This is a genomic window from Stenotrophomonas maltophilia R551-3, assembly GCF_000020665.1.
Classification (GTDB): Bacteria; Pseudomonadota; Gammaproteobacteria; order Xanthomonadales; family Xanthomonadaceae; genus Stenotrophomonas; species Stenotrophomonas maltophilia_L.
In genome coordinates, this window is the sequence record NC_011071.1 from 3,865,427 (window position 1) to 3,881,119 (window position 15,693).

The 15,693-nt window shown below is 66.6% G+C and carries 13 protein-coding genes; 2 read left to right on the forward strand and 11 right to left on the reverse strand.

Features of this window, described 5'->3' with window-relative positions; translation table 11 throughout:
- Positions 1 to 87: 87 nt before the first annotated feature.
- A complete protein-coding gene (locus tag SMAL_RS17460) occupies positions 88 to 471 on the reverse strand; it encodes a BON domain-containing protein (RefSeq protein WP_012512120.1) in 384 nt (127 codons plus the stop codon).
- 171 nt (positions 472 to 642) lie between these two features.
- Here SMAL_RS17460 and SMAL_RS17465 point away from each other — a divergent pair, with 171 nt between their 5' ends.
- On the forward strand, positions 643 to 1,686 hold the full coding sequence (locus SMAL_RS17465; RefSeq protein ID WP_012512121.1) for an oxidoreductase: 1,044 nt from the start codon (positions 643 to 645) through the stop codon (positions 1,684 to 1,686).
- 335 nt (positions 1,687 to 2,021) lie between these two features.
- On the opposite strand, the gene gnd is transcribed toward SMAL_RS17465, so the two are convergent.
- From gnd to SMAL_RS17500, 7 genes are all read right to left on the reverse strand, one after another.
- Positions 2,022 to 2,927: a phosphogluconate dehydrogenase (NAD(+)-dependent, decarboxylating) gene (gene gnd, locus SMAL_RS17470; RefSeq protein WP_006470430.1), complete on the reverse strand. Its 906-nt coding sequence runs from the start codon at positions 2,925 to 2,927 to the stop codon at positions 2,022 to 2,024.
- Positions 2,928 to 2,937: 10 nt separating this feature from the next.
- Positions 2,938 to 4,176 carry a hypothetical protein gene (locus SMAL_RS17475; protein WP_012512122.1) on the reverse strand — a complete coding sequence of 413 codons (1,239 nt, stop codon included), beginning with the start codon at positions 4,174 to 4,176 and terminating at the stop codon, positions 2,938 to 2,940.
- A 17-nt stretch (positions 4,177 to 4,193) separates the two neighbouring features.
- A complete protein-coding gene (locus tag SMAL_RS17480) occupies positions 4,194 to 4,796 on the reverse strand; it encodes a DUF2242 domain-containing protein (protein ID WP_006392232.1) in 603 nt (200 codons plus the stop codon).
- A gap of 245 nt (positions 4,797 to 5,041) precedes the next feature.
- A complete protein-coding gene (locus SMAL_RS17485) occupies positions 5,042 to 7,219 on the reverse strand; it encodes a carboxy terminal-processing peptidase (protein ID WP_012512123.1) in 2,178 nt (725 codons plus the stop codon).
- A gap of 291 nt (positions 7,220 to 7,510) precedes the next feature.
- Entirely contained in the window at positions 7,511 to 8,521 is a 1,011-nt protein-coding gene (lipA, locus tag SMAL_RS17490) for a lipoyl synthase (protein ID WP_006392304.1), read from the reverse strand.
- Between the two features lie 18 nt (positions 8,522 to 8,539).
- The gene (gene lipB / locus SMAL_RS17495) at positions 8,540 to 9,250 is read right to left on the reverse strand and encodes a lipoyl(octanoyl) transferase LipB (RefSeq protein ID WP_012512124.1); all 711 of its coding nucleotides are present in this window, start codon (positions 9,248 to 9,250) and stop codon (positions 8,540 to 8,542) included.
- Positions 9,238 to 9,516, reverse strand: coding sequence for a YbeD family protein (locus tag SMAL_RS17500; protein WP_012512125.1), 279 nt, complete (start codon positions 9,514 to 9,516; stop codon positions 9,238 to 9,240). The genes lipB and SMAL_RS17500 overlap by 13 nt, the downstream gene beginning before the upstream one ends.
- Positions 9,517 to 9,777: 261 nt before the next feature.
- Between SMAL_RS17500 and SMAL_RS17505 the strand changes: the two genes are divergently transcribed.
- Positions 9,778 to 10,851 carry a lipid A deacylase LpxR family protein gene (locus tag SMAL_RS17505; protein WP_012512126.1) on the forward strand — a complete coding sequence of 358 codons (1,074 nt, stop codon included), beginning with the start codon at positions 9,778 to 9,780 and terminating at the stop codon, positions 10,849 to 10,851.
- Positions 10,852 to 11,025: 174 nt separating this feature from the next.
- Here SMAL_RS17505 and SMAL_RS17510 read toward each other — a convergent pair whose 3' ends face one another.
- From SMAL_RS17510 to mltB, 3 genes are all read right to left on the reverse strand, one after another.
- Positions 11,026 to 12,246, reverse strand: a complete 1,221-nt coding sequence (locus SMAL_RS17510) for a D-alanyl-D-alanine carboxypeptidase family protein (RefSeq protein WP_006392399.1) — start codon at positions 12,244 to 12,246, stop codon at positions 11,026 to 11,028.
- A gap of 100 nt (positions 12,247 to 12,346) precedes the next feature.
- A complete protein-coding gene (locus SMAL_RS17515) occupies positions 12,347 to 13,618 on the reverse strand; it encodes a septal ring lytic transglycosylase RlpA family protein (protein ID WP_012512127.1) in 1,272 nt (423 codons plus the stop codon).
- Positions 13,615 to 14,760, reverse strand: a complete 1,146-nt coding sequence (gene mltB, locus SMAL_RS17520; protein ID WP_041864586.1) for a lytic murein transglycosylase B — start codon at positions 14,758 to 14,760, stop codon at positions 13,615 to 13,617. The genes SMAL_RS17515 and mltB overlap by 4 nt, the downstream gene beginning before the upstream one ends.
- Positions 14,761 to 15,693 lie beyond the last annotated feature (933 nt).

The following is a 15,693-nucleotide window of genomic DNA, read 5'->3' on the forward strand; positions in this document are numbered from 1 at the left end:
AACGGGTTCGGAATCCGGTGCTGTAGAGCCGAGCATGGGCTCGGCTCTACATAGCAGCGGGCGCCCCACGCGGGGCGCCCACCGGGTTCAGCGCTTGGCGGCCGCGCTGACCTTCAATGCGGCGGCATCGACGCGGGTCACGCCCTTGATGCCCTTGGCGGTGGTGACCGCCTTGTCTTTCTCGGCCTGGGTGGCCACGGCACCGCTCAGGCTGACCACGCCATTCACCGTTTCCACCTTGATTTCGGTGCCCGGGACGTTGCTGCTGGCCAGCAGGTCGGCCTTCACCTTGGTGGTGATCCAGCTGTCGGTCACCGGCTCGTTGGAATCATGGCGGTCGGCGTGGGTGGCCGGATGGGTGCTGGTCGGCGGGCTCTTCGCGGCCGGATCCTTGGCGAATGCAGCCGAGGAGGACAGCGCCAGGCCCAGCGTCAGGGCGGAAGCGATCAGCGTGCGGGTGGTATTGCTCATCGTGTCGTACTCCTTCGGGATGTGCTGCCAGTCTGGACACACCGGCGTAGAGCAGGCGTGGCGTTACGGTCATGCCGCCGTGAATCGAAGCGTTTCCAACGGCAACGGTTCAGTTTTGGCCTGCCATGCCCCGTCGTTTACCCTGCCCTTCCCCACTGCCGGAGCTCTGCCATGCGCCCCGACCTGCAACTGGCCCTGATCGGCTACGGCCTCGCCGGCCGTGTCTTCCATGCGCCACTGATCCAGCACACGCCCGGCCTGGTGCTGCACAGCATCGTCAGTTCGCAGCGCGACACCCTGTTGCGCGCGTTCAGCGACGTGCACGTGCGTGCCACGCCGCAGGAAGTGTTCGACGATCCTGCAGTGGATGCGGTAGTGATTGCCACACCGAACGAACAGCACGCGCCGCTGGCCATCGCGGCGTTGGCCGCGGGCAAGCACGTGCTGGTCGACAAGCCGTTCGCGCTGGATGTCGCTGAAGCCGAAGCGGTGCTGGCTGCGGCACGTGATGCCGGACGCATCGCCACCGTGTTCCAGAACCGGCGCTTCGATGCCGATTTCCTCACCCTGCAGGCGCTGCTGGCCGAAGGTACGCTCGGCGACGTGGCCGAGTGCCATGCGCACTTCGACCGCTACCGGCCACAGGTGCGCGAGCGCTGGCGCGAGCAGGATGGCCCCGGCAGTGGCCTGTGGTACGACCTCGGCCCGCACCTGCTGGACCAGATGCTGGAGCTGTTCGGCTGGCCACAGTCGATCGATGCCGATCTGGCCGTGCAGCGCGAAGGTGGCAGCGGCATCGATTACTTCCACGCGGTGCTGCACTACCCGCGGCATCGCGCGATCGTGCATGCCGGTTCGCTGGTTGCGGCGCAGACACCACACTTCAGCGTGCATGGCAGCAAAGCCAGTTGGATCAAGCACGGCCTGGACGTGCAGGAAGCGCAGCTGCGGCGTGGGGTTGCGCCGGGGGCGCCAGGCTGGGGCATCGATCCGCGGCATGGTGAGCTGGTGCACTGCGATGCGGAGGACAACGTACAGCGCAGTACCGTCGACAACCTGCCCGGTGACTACCGGCGGCTGTATGCGCAGTTCGCTGCGGCGATGCACGGTGACGGCGAAGCGACGGTCAGTCCGATGCAGGCGCTGCAGCTGATGCGGTTGCTGCAGGCGGGGATGGACAGCGCGCGCGAAGGGCGGCGGGTTCAGTTGGGGTGACCGGCAGGGCTGCGCCCTGCACCTGCCGAATCAACGGCAACGGCAACGTCAAAAGCGGGCATTCCGTGGGATGGCGGGGTGGGTCCGGTTGCGGGGGACGCCGTGAATCCGTCCATGGAGGCTCGGTCGCCGCATCCATGCGGCTCACGCCCCCGCAACCGGACCCACCCCGCCTTCGACAGTTTCAAGCCGCTGTTGGTAGGTGTCGACCTTGGTCGACACATCGACGTGGAAACCATCGGAGACGGCTTTTGTAGAGTCGAGCCATGCTCGACTGGCTTCATGGGGTCGGACCCCTTCGGCAACGCCGAAGGGGTCCGACCCCACCGCGGTGCTTACGATTTCTTGATGGCGTGGCCGCCGAACTCGTTGCGCATCGCCGACAGCAGGCGGTCGGTGAACGAATTCGATTCGCGCGAGCGCAGGCGTTCCAGCAGCGACAGGGTGATCACCGGTGCCGGTACATCCAGTGCGATCGCTTCGGCAACCGTCCAGCGGCCTTCGCCGGAGTCTTCCACGTACGGTGCAATGCCATCCAACGACGGATTGCGCTTTAGGGCTTCGGTGCTCAGGTCCAGCAGCCACGAGCGCACCACGCTGCCGTGGCGCCACACCTCGGCCACCTGGGCCAGGTCCAGCTCCATTTCCTGCTTGCGCTCCATCAGTGCGAAGCCTTCGGCGTAGGCCTGCATCATTCCGTACTCGATGCCGTTGTGGACCATCTTGGTGAAGTGGCCGGCGCCAGACGGGCCGACACGCGCCCAGCCGCGATCCTCGGCCGGGGCCAGGGTGCGCAGCAGCGGCGCGATCTGCTCGACCACCGAGGCCTCGCCACCGACCATCAGGCTGTAGCCTTCCTGCAGGCCCCACACGCCACCGCTGGTGCCGCAGTCGACATAGCCCAGGTCGTCCTCGGCCAGCGCCTTCGCGCGGCGGATCGAGTCCTGGTAGTTGGAGTTGCCGCCATCAATGACGATGTCACCCTCGGCCAGGTGCGGGGTCAGCTGGCCCAGGGTCTGGTCGACGGTTTCGCCGGCCGGCACCATCAGCCACACCACGCGCGGCACCGGCAGCGCGGCAACTGCGGCGGCCAGCGAATCAACCACCTCCAGGCCGGCCTCGGCGGCGCGCTGTCGGGCGCCTTCGCCCGGGTCGTAGCCGACCACGCGGTGGCCGCCGCGATGCAGGCGCTGGGCCATGTTGGCGCCCATGCGGCCGAGGCCGATCATTGCAATATCCATTGTTTCACCTTCAGTTGGGGTCTAGGGTCAGGCTGCCTGGCCTGCCGGTAGCCGCGCAGTGGCGCAGCTGCGCCTCGCGCCAACGCCGGTAGAGCGTGGTATGCAGATTGTGCACCGCCAGGTCGATCGAAAACGGCGTTCGCGGGTTGCGATCGAGCAGGCGGGCGATGTGGTAGCCGATGGGACGTATACCGCGTGGATGCACATAGATCACGAACTGCTGGTAGAACGGATCGTCCAGCAGCTGGTCCATGCGTGCCAGCGTGGCGTGGTAGCGCGGTTCCAGCCGTGCACGAAGGTCCGGGTCGCGCTCGAACAACAGACGCTCGAAGTAGCGCCGGCCGACGCGCGGAATGCGCTGGGCCAGCGTCCAAAGTTCAACATTGCGCTGGTCGTACCAGGCCAGGCCGCCATGCTCAGCCAGTGCCTGCGCGGCGCCCTCGCCCACCTCGACCACGACGAAGTTCTCGGCCTGGTTGCTCAGGTCATCCAGCGTGCCCTTGTCGTACACGTGCTCGATGAAACCGGGCACGCCGACGAAGGCCTGCCGTCCCATCGCCGAGGTGCGCACCGCCTTGCCATCAGCGAAGAAATCACCCGCGTGGGCACCGAGCAGGATGCTGTCGGTCTCGTGCAGGGCGAGGAAGGTGCCGATCGACAGTTCATCTGCTGCGAACTCAGTATCGAACGCGGCATCACCATAAAGCTCTCGTTGCGTGGCCAGCTGCGCGACCTGGCGGCCGACCCCGCATTCGGCACGCACGGCACCGCCGTAGAAGGCCTGCAGTGCATGGCTGTTGCCCGCCTCGGGAACATAGCCGCGGCCGAAACTGCGCGTGCGCTGCCAGCCTTGGGCGCGTGGGCCCTGCAGGCCGAAGCCGATCCAGCCCAGCTGCGGGCCGGAAAATCGGAAGCGGGTATTGGCCTGCAATGCCGAGGTCGCACGTTGTGTGGCTGCGCCCAGCTGGAACGCATAGGCACAGACCGTGGCCGGATCATCCAGCAGCCGCTGCAGCAAGGCCTGGCGCGTTGCAGCGGGCATGTCTGCCGGCCAGCGCACGCGCAGATCGCCGGCGGCCTGCGCCTCGGCCAGCGACGCGCGCGTACACACCGCGCCGCCGTGCTCCTGCGGCGTACTGAGCGCGACTTCATCGAAACGCCAGCCCAGCCGCTGCAGCAGCCCCTGCGTGCAGTCGGCGGCTGTGGCCGCCATGCCCAGCACAGGCGCAAGCATCAGGGCCGCGCCCATCAACCCGCCGTGCACGTTCAGCCCTGGTCCGTGCGGGCCGGTGCGGGCTCGGGAGCTGCAGCGGGTGGTGGCGGCGGCAACGGCGATGGCGTGCCCGCAGCCGCCGGCAGGTACTGTTGCAGGCGCTGGAAGAAGCGGCGATAGAACTCGGCATCGGTGACCGTGCTGCTGGCCACTTTCACCAGCGAGTCGTCATTGCTGCCGAACGGCAGCGACACCGAGCCCAGCGCACCGACACCAACACTGGCCGAGGTTGGGCTCTTCTTCAACGCATAGCGGTCCTGCACCGCGCTGACGAACACCAACGCCTGGCTGCCGCGTGGCGCGCAGGAGATGCGCAGCACCAGCTGTTCGTGGTCATCCTCGCGCGGCTGGAAGTTCTTGTTGCCTTCCACCTGCGTATCGTCGGAACGGGCGATTGCATAGCCTTGGCTGAGCAGGGTGCGCCGCGCCGCTTCGCAGGCATCAGCCGGCCGACCATCGACCGTGCGCGAGAAGGTATCGCCGGAATCAAAGGATTCGCGCAGCACGGTGCTGTCGGCGGCACGACCACCGCAGGCCGACAGGACCAGAGCGCTGGCGAGGGCTACGGCAGCACTGGAAAAACGAGAGGCCCGCATGGGTACTCCTGCGAGGACAGTACCGCCAAGGGTAGTCCCGCGCCCGTGTGCAGCAGGTCGAAAGTGCGCCCGCCAGCCCCCGTCGTTGCAGCCTGTTCATGCGCCGGTAGCGCCGGGCCATGCCCGGCGGAAGCGCGCGATCCACTTCGCTCGCCGGGCACGGCCCGGCGCTACCGTGAACGAGGTCCCCAGACAGAAAGGGGCCGGCAATGCCGGCCCCTCGGCTATCACATGCCGTCGCCGGCTCAGTCCGCCCAGCGACCAGCGCCGGTGGACTGCGGCAGCACCTGCGCCGACAGCGGGCGGTCATTGGCCAGCAGGTTCACCGCATCGGCCAGGATCGAGGCCGACTCGCGCAGCAGCGGATCCGGACGCTTCTCGGCAGCCTTCTCGCGGGCGGCATCCTTCACGATGTCGCGCTCGTTGCCAGTCAGGCCGTCGTCGTTGCTGTCATCGGCCAGCGGGTCCAGGGCCAGGCCCAGTTCCTTGCGCATCGCCTGGCGCTCCTTGCGCTGGGTGTCCTGGCGCTCACGCTCGGCGCGGCGGGTGGCCTCGTTGAGCGAGATGTACTTCTTCGCGGCCTCGGTGCGGAACTGCTGCACGTCCTCGTTCCACCACTGGAATTCCTTGTCGGCGGCAATGCGCGCGTCATGGCGGGTTTCCAGCTTCGGCAGCAGCGGCGCGAAGTTGCCGTACTGGGTGTGCGGCACGGCAGCAATGCGGGTCCACGGCAGGGCGTTGTCGTAGGTGCTCTCGCCGAATTCGGTGGCATCGACGCTGGCCGGGAACGCCAGGTCGGGCACCACACCCTTGTGCTGGGTGCTGCTGCCGCTGATGCGGAAGAACTGGGCGATGGTCAGCTTGACCTGGCCGAAGCGCTGGGTTTCGCCACTCGGCCAACGGTCGAGATCGACGATGTTCTGCACGGTGCCCTTGCCGAAGCTGGTTTCACCGATCACCAGGCCACGACCGTAGTCCTGGATGGCGCCGGCGAAAATCTCGGAGGCCGAGGCCGAGCCACGGTTGATCAACACCGCCAGCGGACCGTCCCAGGCCACGCCCTGGTTGCGGTCACTGTTGACGGTGATGCGGCCACCGGATTCACGCACCTGCACCACCGGGCCCTGCTCGATGAACAGACCGGTCAGTTCAATTGCTTCGTCCAGCGAACCACCGCCGTTGTTGCGCAGGTCCAGTACCACGCCGTCCAGCTTGTCGTTCTTGAAGCCGGCCAGCAGCTTGGCCACGTCACGGGTCGCCGAAGCGTAGTCGGCGGCGTTGCGACGACGACCTTCGAAGTCCTGGTAGAAGGTCGGCAGCTTGATCACGCCGACCTTGCGTGCCGGCTCGCCGTTGGCAGCCGGGATGCTCATGGTCTCGCCCTTGGCGGCCTGTTCGGCCAGGCGCACCTTCTGCCGGGTCAGCACCAGGGTGTGATGCTTGCCGTCGGCACCTTCGGCCGCCGGAATGAATTCCAGCTTGACCTCGGTGTCCTTGGCGCCGCGGATCTTGGCCACGACATCGTCGATGCGCCAGCCGATCACGTCCTCGATCAGGCCGGACTTGCCCTGGCCGACGCCAACGATGCGGTCACCCGGCTTCAGCGTGCCGTCCACCGCCGCCGGACCACCGGCGATGATCTCGCGAATCACCACCACGTCGTCCTGGCGCTGCAGCTGCGCGCCAATGCCTTCCAGCGACAGCGACATCGCCTGGTTGAAGTTCTCGGCGGTGCGCGGGGTGAAGTAGTCGGTATGCGGATCGACCGCGCTGGTGTACGAATTCATGAAGAACTGGAAGACGTCTTCGCCCTTCAGTTCGTTGACCGATTTCTGCAGCGTCGCATAGCGCTTGTCCAGCGTCTTGCGGATGTCGTCGGGCTTCTTGCCGGCCAACTTCAGGCGCAGCCAATCGTTCTTGACCGACTTGCGCCACAGCTCGTCCAGTTCGGCGCTGCTGGCCGCCCACGGCACCTTCTTGCGGTCGTATTCGAAGCGCTCGTCGGCGGTGAAGTCCGGTTCCTGCTTGAGCAGCTTGCGCGCATAGGCCACGCGTTCGCCGACCCGCTGCTTGTACACGGCGAATACCTGGAACGCCGGCTCCAGCTCGCCGCCACGTATGGCCGAAGAAATGTTGGCTTCGAACGGCGCGAAGCGCGCCACGTCGGCCTGGGTGAAGTACTGCTTGCCGCCGTCCAGCGTTTCCAGATAGCGCTTGAACACGTCCTTGGAGGTGGCCTCGTCCAGCGCGCGCGGGCGGTAGGCATAACGACTGTCGGACAACAGGCCGTACACCAGCTTGGAGGTGGTCACCTGATCGGCGGTGGCCGCAGCAGGCAATGCGGGCGAGTCGGCCTTGGCCGCCAACGCCAGCGGCGCGACCAGCGCCAGGGCCATCAGGAATGCGGGGGCTTTGAATTTCATTGACGTGCTCGAAGGCGCCTTGCCAAGGGGGAGACTGCGGGGTGTTCAGACACCGCGACAGTGCCGAAAGTTGCCGGGTTTGTCATCCGGCCGCGTTCGGTGGAAAACCAGCCTAGCGGGGCCGGTGTAGCAAATTGTGAATGCAGGCGAAGGCGTGCGGACCAACGGTCCGCACCCACCACCAACGGTGGGCGCGCCCATCGGTAGCGGTGGGCCACCGATCGGTAGCGCCGGGCCATGCCCGGCGGCTCTTTCCCGCTGCGCTCGCCGGGCATGGCCCGGCGCTACCGATCAGGAGACGCCGGCGCCCTTGGCCTGCACGTCGGCGTGGTACGACGAGCGCACCATCGGGCCGGAGGCCACGTGGCTGAAGCCCAGCTCGTAGCCGTAGTCTTCCAGCGCCTTGTAGTCCTCGGGGGTCCAGTACTTCAGCACCGGGTGGTGGTGCGCGGTCGGCTGCAGGTACTGGCCGATGGTGATCATGTCCACGTCGTGCGCGCGCAGGTCGCGCATGGTGGCCTTGATCTGTTCGAACTCTTCGCCCAGGCCCAGCATGATGCCGCTCTTGGTCGGCACCTCCGGGTGCTGCGCCTTGAAGTTCTTCAGCAGGTTCAGCGACCACTGGTAGTCCGCGCCCGGGCGTACGTTGCGGTACAGGTCCGGCACGGTCTCGATGTTGTGGTTGAACACATCCGGCGGGTTCTGCGCCAGGATCTCCAGCGCGCGCTCCATGCGGCCCTTGCCACGGAAATCCGGGGTCAGCACTTCGATGCGGGTGCCCGGCGACTTCTCGCGGATGGCGCTGATGCAGTCGACGAAGTGCTGGGCACCGCCGTCGCGCAGGTCATCGCGGTCGACGCTGGTCACCACCACGTACTTCAGGCCCATGTCGGCCACGGTCTGGCCGAGGCTGGCCGGTTCGTTGGCATCCGGCGGCTTCGGGCGGCCATGGGCGACGTCGCAGAACGAGCAGCGACGGGTGCAGACTTCGCCGAGGATCATGAACGTTGCCGTGCCGTGGCCGAAGCACTCGTGGATGTTCGGGCAACTGGCTTCCTCGCACACCGTCACCAGGCGGTTCTCGCGCAGCTTGGCCTTCAGGTTCTGCACCGCATTGCCCGAGGGAATGCGCACGCGGATCCACGACGGCTTGCGCAGCACCGGCGCGTCGGCGAACTGCACCGGCGAGCGGTTGATCTTGTCACCGCCCAGCTGCTTGACTCCGGCCTGCAACGGCGCGGCGGACGGAGAATCGCCCTGCACGATCTGCAGGGGAATGGAACGGGCGGTGGATTCAGTCATGGCAGTTCCGGGTGGCGGTCAGGCGGCCGCAGAAAAATCAGGCAGTTCGGGCGTGTGCTGCAGCAGCAGGCCGAACTGGCGGGCCAGGTGGTCCAGCAGCACCGGCTTGACGGCATCCATCCCGGAGGGGCCACCCAAGTCTACCACCGAGGTCACCTGCAACCCCTGATAGCCACAGGGGTTGATACGGTGGAAGGGTTCCAGGTCCATGGCCACGTTGAAGGCCAGGCCATGGAAGGTGCAGCCACGGCGCACGCGGATGCCGAGCGCGGCGATCTTGGCGTTACCGACATAGACGCCGGGGGCGCCCTCGCGGCGCTCAGCGCCGATGTTCCATTCGGCGAGCGTGTCGATGATCGCCTGTTCGATGCGGCACACGTAGTCGCGCACGCCGATGCCCAGCCGCGGCAGGCGCAGCAGCGGGTAGACCACGATCTGGCCGGGGCCGTGGTAGGTCACCTGGCCACCACGATCCACGTGCAGCACCGGGATCTCACCGGGCGCCAGCACGTGCTCATCCTTGCCAGCCTGGCCGAGAGTGAACACCGGATCGTGCTCGACCACCCACAGCTCGTCGGCATCGGCGTCGCTGCGCTGGTCGGTGAAGCGCTGCATGGCACGCCACACCGGCTCATAGGGCTGGCGACCGAGATCACGGACCACCGCCGGGCGCGGCGCGCGGTGTTCCGGGGCGGCTTCGGCCGGGCAGCTGTCGGCTACAGCGTCCACTTCACTTCCGGGTGGTCGCGCAGTGCCTGGTGCGCCAGATCGTACTGTTCGCGGCTCTCGGCCTTGAACACCATGCGCACAGACACGTACTTGCCGTTGGTCGAATGCTTCCAGCTGATGCGTTCATTGACCACATCGATACCGGCAGCCAGCAGCAGGCGGGGAAGCTCATGTTCCAGGCCGCGGTTGGCCGGGCCCATCGCGCTGAGCTCGAACTGGCCGGGGAACTGGAAGCCGTGGTCGGGGTTGTCGGACTTGATTTCCATGCCCCCATTATCGGGCCGCAAGGCAACAAACCCAAGAGTATTCATCGAAGTCAGCAGACCCACCAATGAGTCGCTGCGTTGCACCTGAACAGGCGTTCAGCATTGGCCATTGCCCGCGCAGGCGCCGCAGGGCAGTACAGGATTGTCTTCACGAGACAATGTCGTTTTCGGAACAGACAAGTGATTCGAACGCGCTCGTTCCATCACGCCCGCACGAGTACCGTGTCGCGGCAGATAACGACAGACAGAAAAAACCTCCTCATGAGCCCCCCTTCCCAACGCCGCCTCACGGCCCTCGGGCTGTCCGGCCTGCTGGCCGCTGCCCTCCCCCTTGCCGCCCAGGCGGCCGAACAATGTGGCCCGGACGCGATGCGCGACCACCCGCCGCAGATCAATTTCCGCGTCGACAACGACCTGTTCGGTGGCCGCCACCAGGACCAGGGCTATACCAACGGTGCGCTGTTGACCCTGGTCTCGCCCAACCTGGTCGATTACACCGATGACCCGTGCCTGCCGCGCATGGCGCGCTGGGTGAACCAGTACCTGGAAGGACTGCATCCGGGCAAGTTCGAACAGCAGAACATGATCTTCAGCATCGGCCAGGGCATCTTCACCCCGACTGATTTCAGCCGCAGGGACCTGATCGAGGACGACCGCCCTTACGCCGGCGTACTGATCGCAAACTTCGGTTTCAATGCGCGCAGCGGCGACCGTCTGCAGACCACCCAGCTGACGCTGGGCGTGGTCGGCCCGTGGGCACAGGGCAAGCAGGTGCAGAATGCGGTGCACGAAGTACTGGGCGACGAGAAATTCAAGGGCTGGGACAACCAGCTGCACAACGAACCGCTGTTCATGCTGACCCATGAGCGCATGCGCCGCTGGCCGGGCGATGCCAGCATCAATGCCGACGGTTGGGGTTGGGACGCGATCAGCCACTACGGCGGGTCGATCGGCAACCTGGAAACCAAGGCCAACCTCGGCGGTGAAGTGCGCTTCGGCTGGAAGCTGCCGGACGACTTCGGCAGCACGCCGCTGCGCCCGGCCGGTGAGAATACTGCGCCGACCCGCAGCGGCCGTCCCAATGGCTGGTCCTGGCACCTGTTCGCGACCTCGGACGCTGCCTGGGTGATCCGCGACATCACGCTGGATGGCAACACGTTCCGCAGCAGTCACAGCGTGGACAAGCGTCATGTGGTGGCCTACGGCGGCTACGGCGTGGCCGTGATGTACGGACGCTGGAAGTTCGCCGCTGCGCGCTATCACAGCACGCGCGAGTTCAACGGCCAGCGCGAGGCGCCCGTGTTCGGCAGCTTCACCATCAGCCGCTCGCTGTAGGTAGGTGCCGACCGTTGGTCGGCACACCGGGGCCGGCATATCCGGATGGGTTCATGAGGAGCCGGCCAGCGGCCGGCACTACCCACATCCGGCAGGATTCATGCGCAAGCGGCATCCCGAAACGGAAAAGGCCGGCATTTGCCGGCCTTTTCCTTCACCACGCCGGGGCGTGGATCATTCCGATTCCCACCACATCCAGAAGCTGTCCCACAGGCGCTTGAAGAAGCCGGCCTGTTCGACGGCAGCCACCGCCACCAGCGGCGCTTCGGCCACCAGCTTGCCATCCAGCATCACCTTCACGGTGCCGATCTGCTGGCCGGCGGTGAACGGCGCTTCCAGCGTCTTGGGCACGTCGATGCTCGGCTTCAGGTCGTTGTAGCGACCGCGCGGCACGCTCACCAGCATCGGCTGGGCCACGCCCAGCTGCACCTTGTCGGTGGTGCCCTTCCAGACCTTGTGCTCGGCCACGGCCTTGCCCGGCTCGTACAGGCGATGGGTCTCGAAGAAGCGGAAGCCCCAGTTCAACAGGGCCAGGCTGTCATCGGCACGCTGCTTTTCCGACTGGCCGCCCAGCACCACGGCCACCAGGCGCTGGTCACCACGCTGGGCAGAACTCATCAGGCAGTAACCGGCTTCCGAGGTGTGGCCGGTCTTGATGCCGTCCACGCTGCCATCGCGCCACAGCAGCAGGTTGCGGTTCGGCTGCTTGATGTTGCCGACCTGGAATTCCTTGATCTTGTTGTACGCGTAGGTTTCCGGGTAATCGCGCACCATCGCGCGGCCCAGCAGTGCCAGATCGTAGGCGCTGCTGTGGTGGCCCGGGGCGGTCAGGCCATGGGCATTCACGAAGTGCGAATTCTTCATGCCGATCTTGGCCGCGTAGCTGTTCATCAGCGAAGCAAAAGCTTCTTCGCTGCCTGCCACGTGCTCGGCCAGGGCGATCGCGGCGTCGTTGCCGGACTGGATCGCCATGCCCTTTTCCATGTCTTCCAGGCGTGCAGTCTGGTTGACCGGGAAGCCGCTGTAGCTGCCATCGGTACCCGCGCCACCTTCGCGCCAGGCGCGCTCGCTCATCATCACCTGGTCGTCCGGACGGACCTTGCCGTTCTTGACCTCGGCGGCGATCACGTAGGACGTCATCACCTTGGTGATGCTGGCCGGGGCCAGCTGTTCGTTGATGTTTTCACCAGCCAGCACCTGGCCGGTGGCGTAATCCATCAGCACCCAGGCTTTGGACACGCTGGGCGCGGGTGCCGGCGGGGTGGCGACGGTGGCCGGGGCAGCAGCGGCGGCGGCAGGCGTCGGCGTGGCCGGGGTCGGCAGCGGCGTCTGGGCGGAGGCCAGGCCCACCACCAGGGTGGCGGCCAGGGCGGTGGCGGCGGAACGGAAATTCATTGGACAGCAGGCTCCAGGGGACGGCCGGGAATGGAGGGTGGAACGTAACGGCCATTGTAAGGCCGGGGGAGCATGGGCCGGCAGCACCGGCCCGGGCGGATCAATCCTTGACGATCTGCGGCGAACCCAGGCCCAGACCGGCGATACGGCCGGCAAGTTCCGCGGCACTGGCATGGTCGCTGGCGGGAACGCGCAGGCGGAACAGGGTGCGGCCACCGGCGGCGATGTCGCTGATGGTCGCGCCGACGATACCGGCGGCGTTGAGCTGGCCCATCGCGCGGTTGGCATTGTCGCGGCTGGAGAAACTGGCGACCTGCACCATCACCGCGCCCACTACCTGCTGCGACAGGCTGGGTGCCGCTGGCGTGGTGCGGACCGGCGCCGGCGCAACAGCGCGCGGCGTGGTGCTGGCAACGACCGCCTGTGCCGGCGCGGTGCCGCGTACCGGCGGCGCACTCGGCGGCAGGCTGCTGACCGCCACGTCCGGCACGGTGCTGGCCACGCCCTGGGTGGTGGCCGGCTGGCCGCGCGCCGGCGCGCCATCGGACGGCAGGCGCTGGACCAGGCGATCGATGTCACTGCCGGCGGCGGCACGAGCGGCCGGTACCGGCCGCGCACTGGCCACCGCAGTTGCCGCAGCGGCCGCTTCCGCAGCACGACGTTCGCGACGCGACGGCTTCTGCGCCATCAGGTTGCTTTCGCCCGGCTGCAGCGCGCGCACTTCGACGTTGCCGGTGCCGCGCTGGGTAATGCCCAGGCGCACGGCGGCCGCATAGCTGAGATCGACCACGCGGCCGTCGTGGAACGGGCCACGGTCGTTGACGCGCACGATCACCGATTCGCCGTTGTCCAGGTTGGTCACGCGGGCGAAGCTGGGCAGCGGCAGCGTCTTGTGCGCGGCGGTGAACTGGTACATGTCGTAGACCTCGCGGTTGGAGGTCAGGCGGCCATGGAACTTGGCACCGTAGTACGACGCGGTACCGCGTTCGACATAGTTGCGGGTATCGTCGAGCACCTTGTAGGACTTGCCCAGCACCACGTACGGGGTCTTGTTGCCGATCGCCGAGCGATCTTCCGCGGTCACTTCCGGCTCGGGGATGCAGGCCACGTTGGGAATGTAGTCCGGCGTGCTGTCACGCACGCCCGGCTTGTACAGGCCGCCGGCAGTGTAGTTGCCGCGGGTATTGAGGTCTTCCTTGGCGGCCGCATACGGCGAGCCCTCCGGGCAATGCGCCGGGCGTGAGCCACGGCCCTGCACCAGCGTACCGCCGGACTTGCCGCCATGGCCGGCCGTGGCCGGCTTCTTCGGCGCGCTGCTGCAGGCAGCCAGCGCGAGGACGATCAAGCCTGGGACCAGCCATCTGATGTTCATGCCGGGGGCAGCTCCTGTCCGGCGATGGCCTGGGACAACTGGAACACGGCCATCGCATACATCTTCGAGAGGTTGTAGCGGGTGATCGCATAGTAGTTCTGGAAGCCCAGCCAGTACTGCTTGCCGGTGCTGCCTTCCAGGGTGATCGGGGTGGCGGTGGCACCCGGCTGCACCGGTGCATTCGGCTGGTAGCCGCGCTGCGCCAGATCGGCCAGCGACCAGGTGGGCATCCACTCGGTCGGGTTGAATTCCTCGCGCCCAGCGGCCAGCGTTGCGGGCACGGCGACCTGGCCACCACGTACCCAGCCGCCCTTCTTCACGAAGTAATTGGCGATGGACGAGAACACGTCGTCATAGCTGGTGAACAGGTCGCGGCGGCCATCACCGTTTCCGTCCACGGCGTAATCGAGATAGCTGGACGGCATGAACTGGCCCATGCCCATCGCACCGGCATAACTGCCCTTGAGCGTGGTGATGTCCAGGTTTTCTTCGCGGCCCAGTTCGAACAGTTTGGCCAGTTCATCGCGGAAGAACAGTTCGCGGCGCACTTCGCGCTCCAGCTTGGCCGGATCACCACTGCGCGGGTAATAGAACGCCAGCGTGTACAGCGCATCGAGCACGCGATGGTTGCCGGCATTCTTTCCGTAGCTGGTTTCCACGCCGATGATTGCCACGATCACTTCGACCGGCACCCCGGTGCGCTGCTGCACGCGATCCAGTTCGGCACGGTGCTGGGCCAGGAACGCGCGGCCGCCATCGATGCGCGCCTTGCTGATGAACATCGGCCGGTATTCGTTCCACGGCTTGACCCGTTCGGCAGGGCGCGACATGGCGGCGATGATCGGCTGGCGCACCTGAGCCTGGTCGAGCACGTTGCTGATCTGCTCCGGTTTCAGGCCATAGCGCTTGGCGGTATCGGCAACGAAGCGGGCACGCGCGACCTCGAACGGGACCGGGGTGAGGTCGACCGGCGGCGCGGTAGCAGCGGCGGCCTCAGGCGCGGCCTCGGCCGGGCCATGGGCCTTGGCGGCGGGCTGGCGCGGCGTACTGCTGGCCTGGGGCGAAGACGGTGGGGACTTCGGCTGGGTCGCGCAGGCGACCAGGCCGAGGGTGAGCATGCAGGCCAGTGTGCGTCGAATCATCGTCGCAGGTTAGCAGGTCATGGATGAATTAAAACCCCTAACACCATGAATCACAACGATTTGCATGCGAGCAGCGGGAAATGTGAAGGCCTCGTGATCCCGTTTCCCCATTCAGATAGAGGTTGCCGGTTGCGTCCCCATCCCCGCAGACGCAACCGGCGACCGGATCCGGTCGGTACCTGCGCGGCTGCCGCTCCCCAGTGGCAGTACCCCGCGCTCCCTGTACCCGTTGGACCAGTACTGCTTTCCCGCCCGACGCCCCCTCGCGCTGCAACGATTGACGGCGCGCCGTGCCGAACGGGCCGTCATTGTGCAGGCCGATTACGACAAGTCCATTGATCAGGATCAACGCGCTGTAAAAGTGTGAACCAGCTAACGCTTTTTACGGACTTTGGTCGTCGGGCGTGCTGTCGTGCATCGTGGTGAGAACGCTTCCACAACGAGCGTTGCGCAGAGTCAGGAAGTTTCCGGCCAACGGCGCAGCCCCTCGTGGGTGGCCGCGAAAAGCGGCTCATGTAATTGGGGCGGGCGCGGTGGGTTCGCGGGACACGCCGTAAACCCGTCCCTGGGGGCTCGATGGCGCCATCCATGGCGCCAACGGTCCCGCGAACCCACCGCGCCCGCCCCCTGACAGTTTCCGTGCGCGTCCACCCACGGAGAAGAAAGAGAAGATCAAAAGCAAAAGCGGCTTGGCGGGTCACTTCATTGCCTTGTGTGGAGCCGAAGGCAGCGGCAGGAGCCGCTGCCAACGTCGCCCACGGCGACGGCCCGAAGGGTGCCGGTCAGGACGACCGGCATAGCCATGCTCGGTTCACGAGCAAGCGCAGCGCCGCGACCCGCTTTTGATCTTCTCTTTCTTCTCCGTGGGTGGCAGACCGCCAAAATCTGTCAGAGGCCGGTCGGGTTGGGTACGCGGGGGTGTCAGCCGCATGG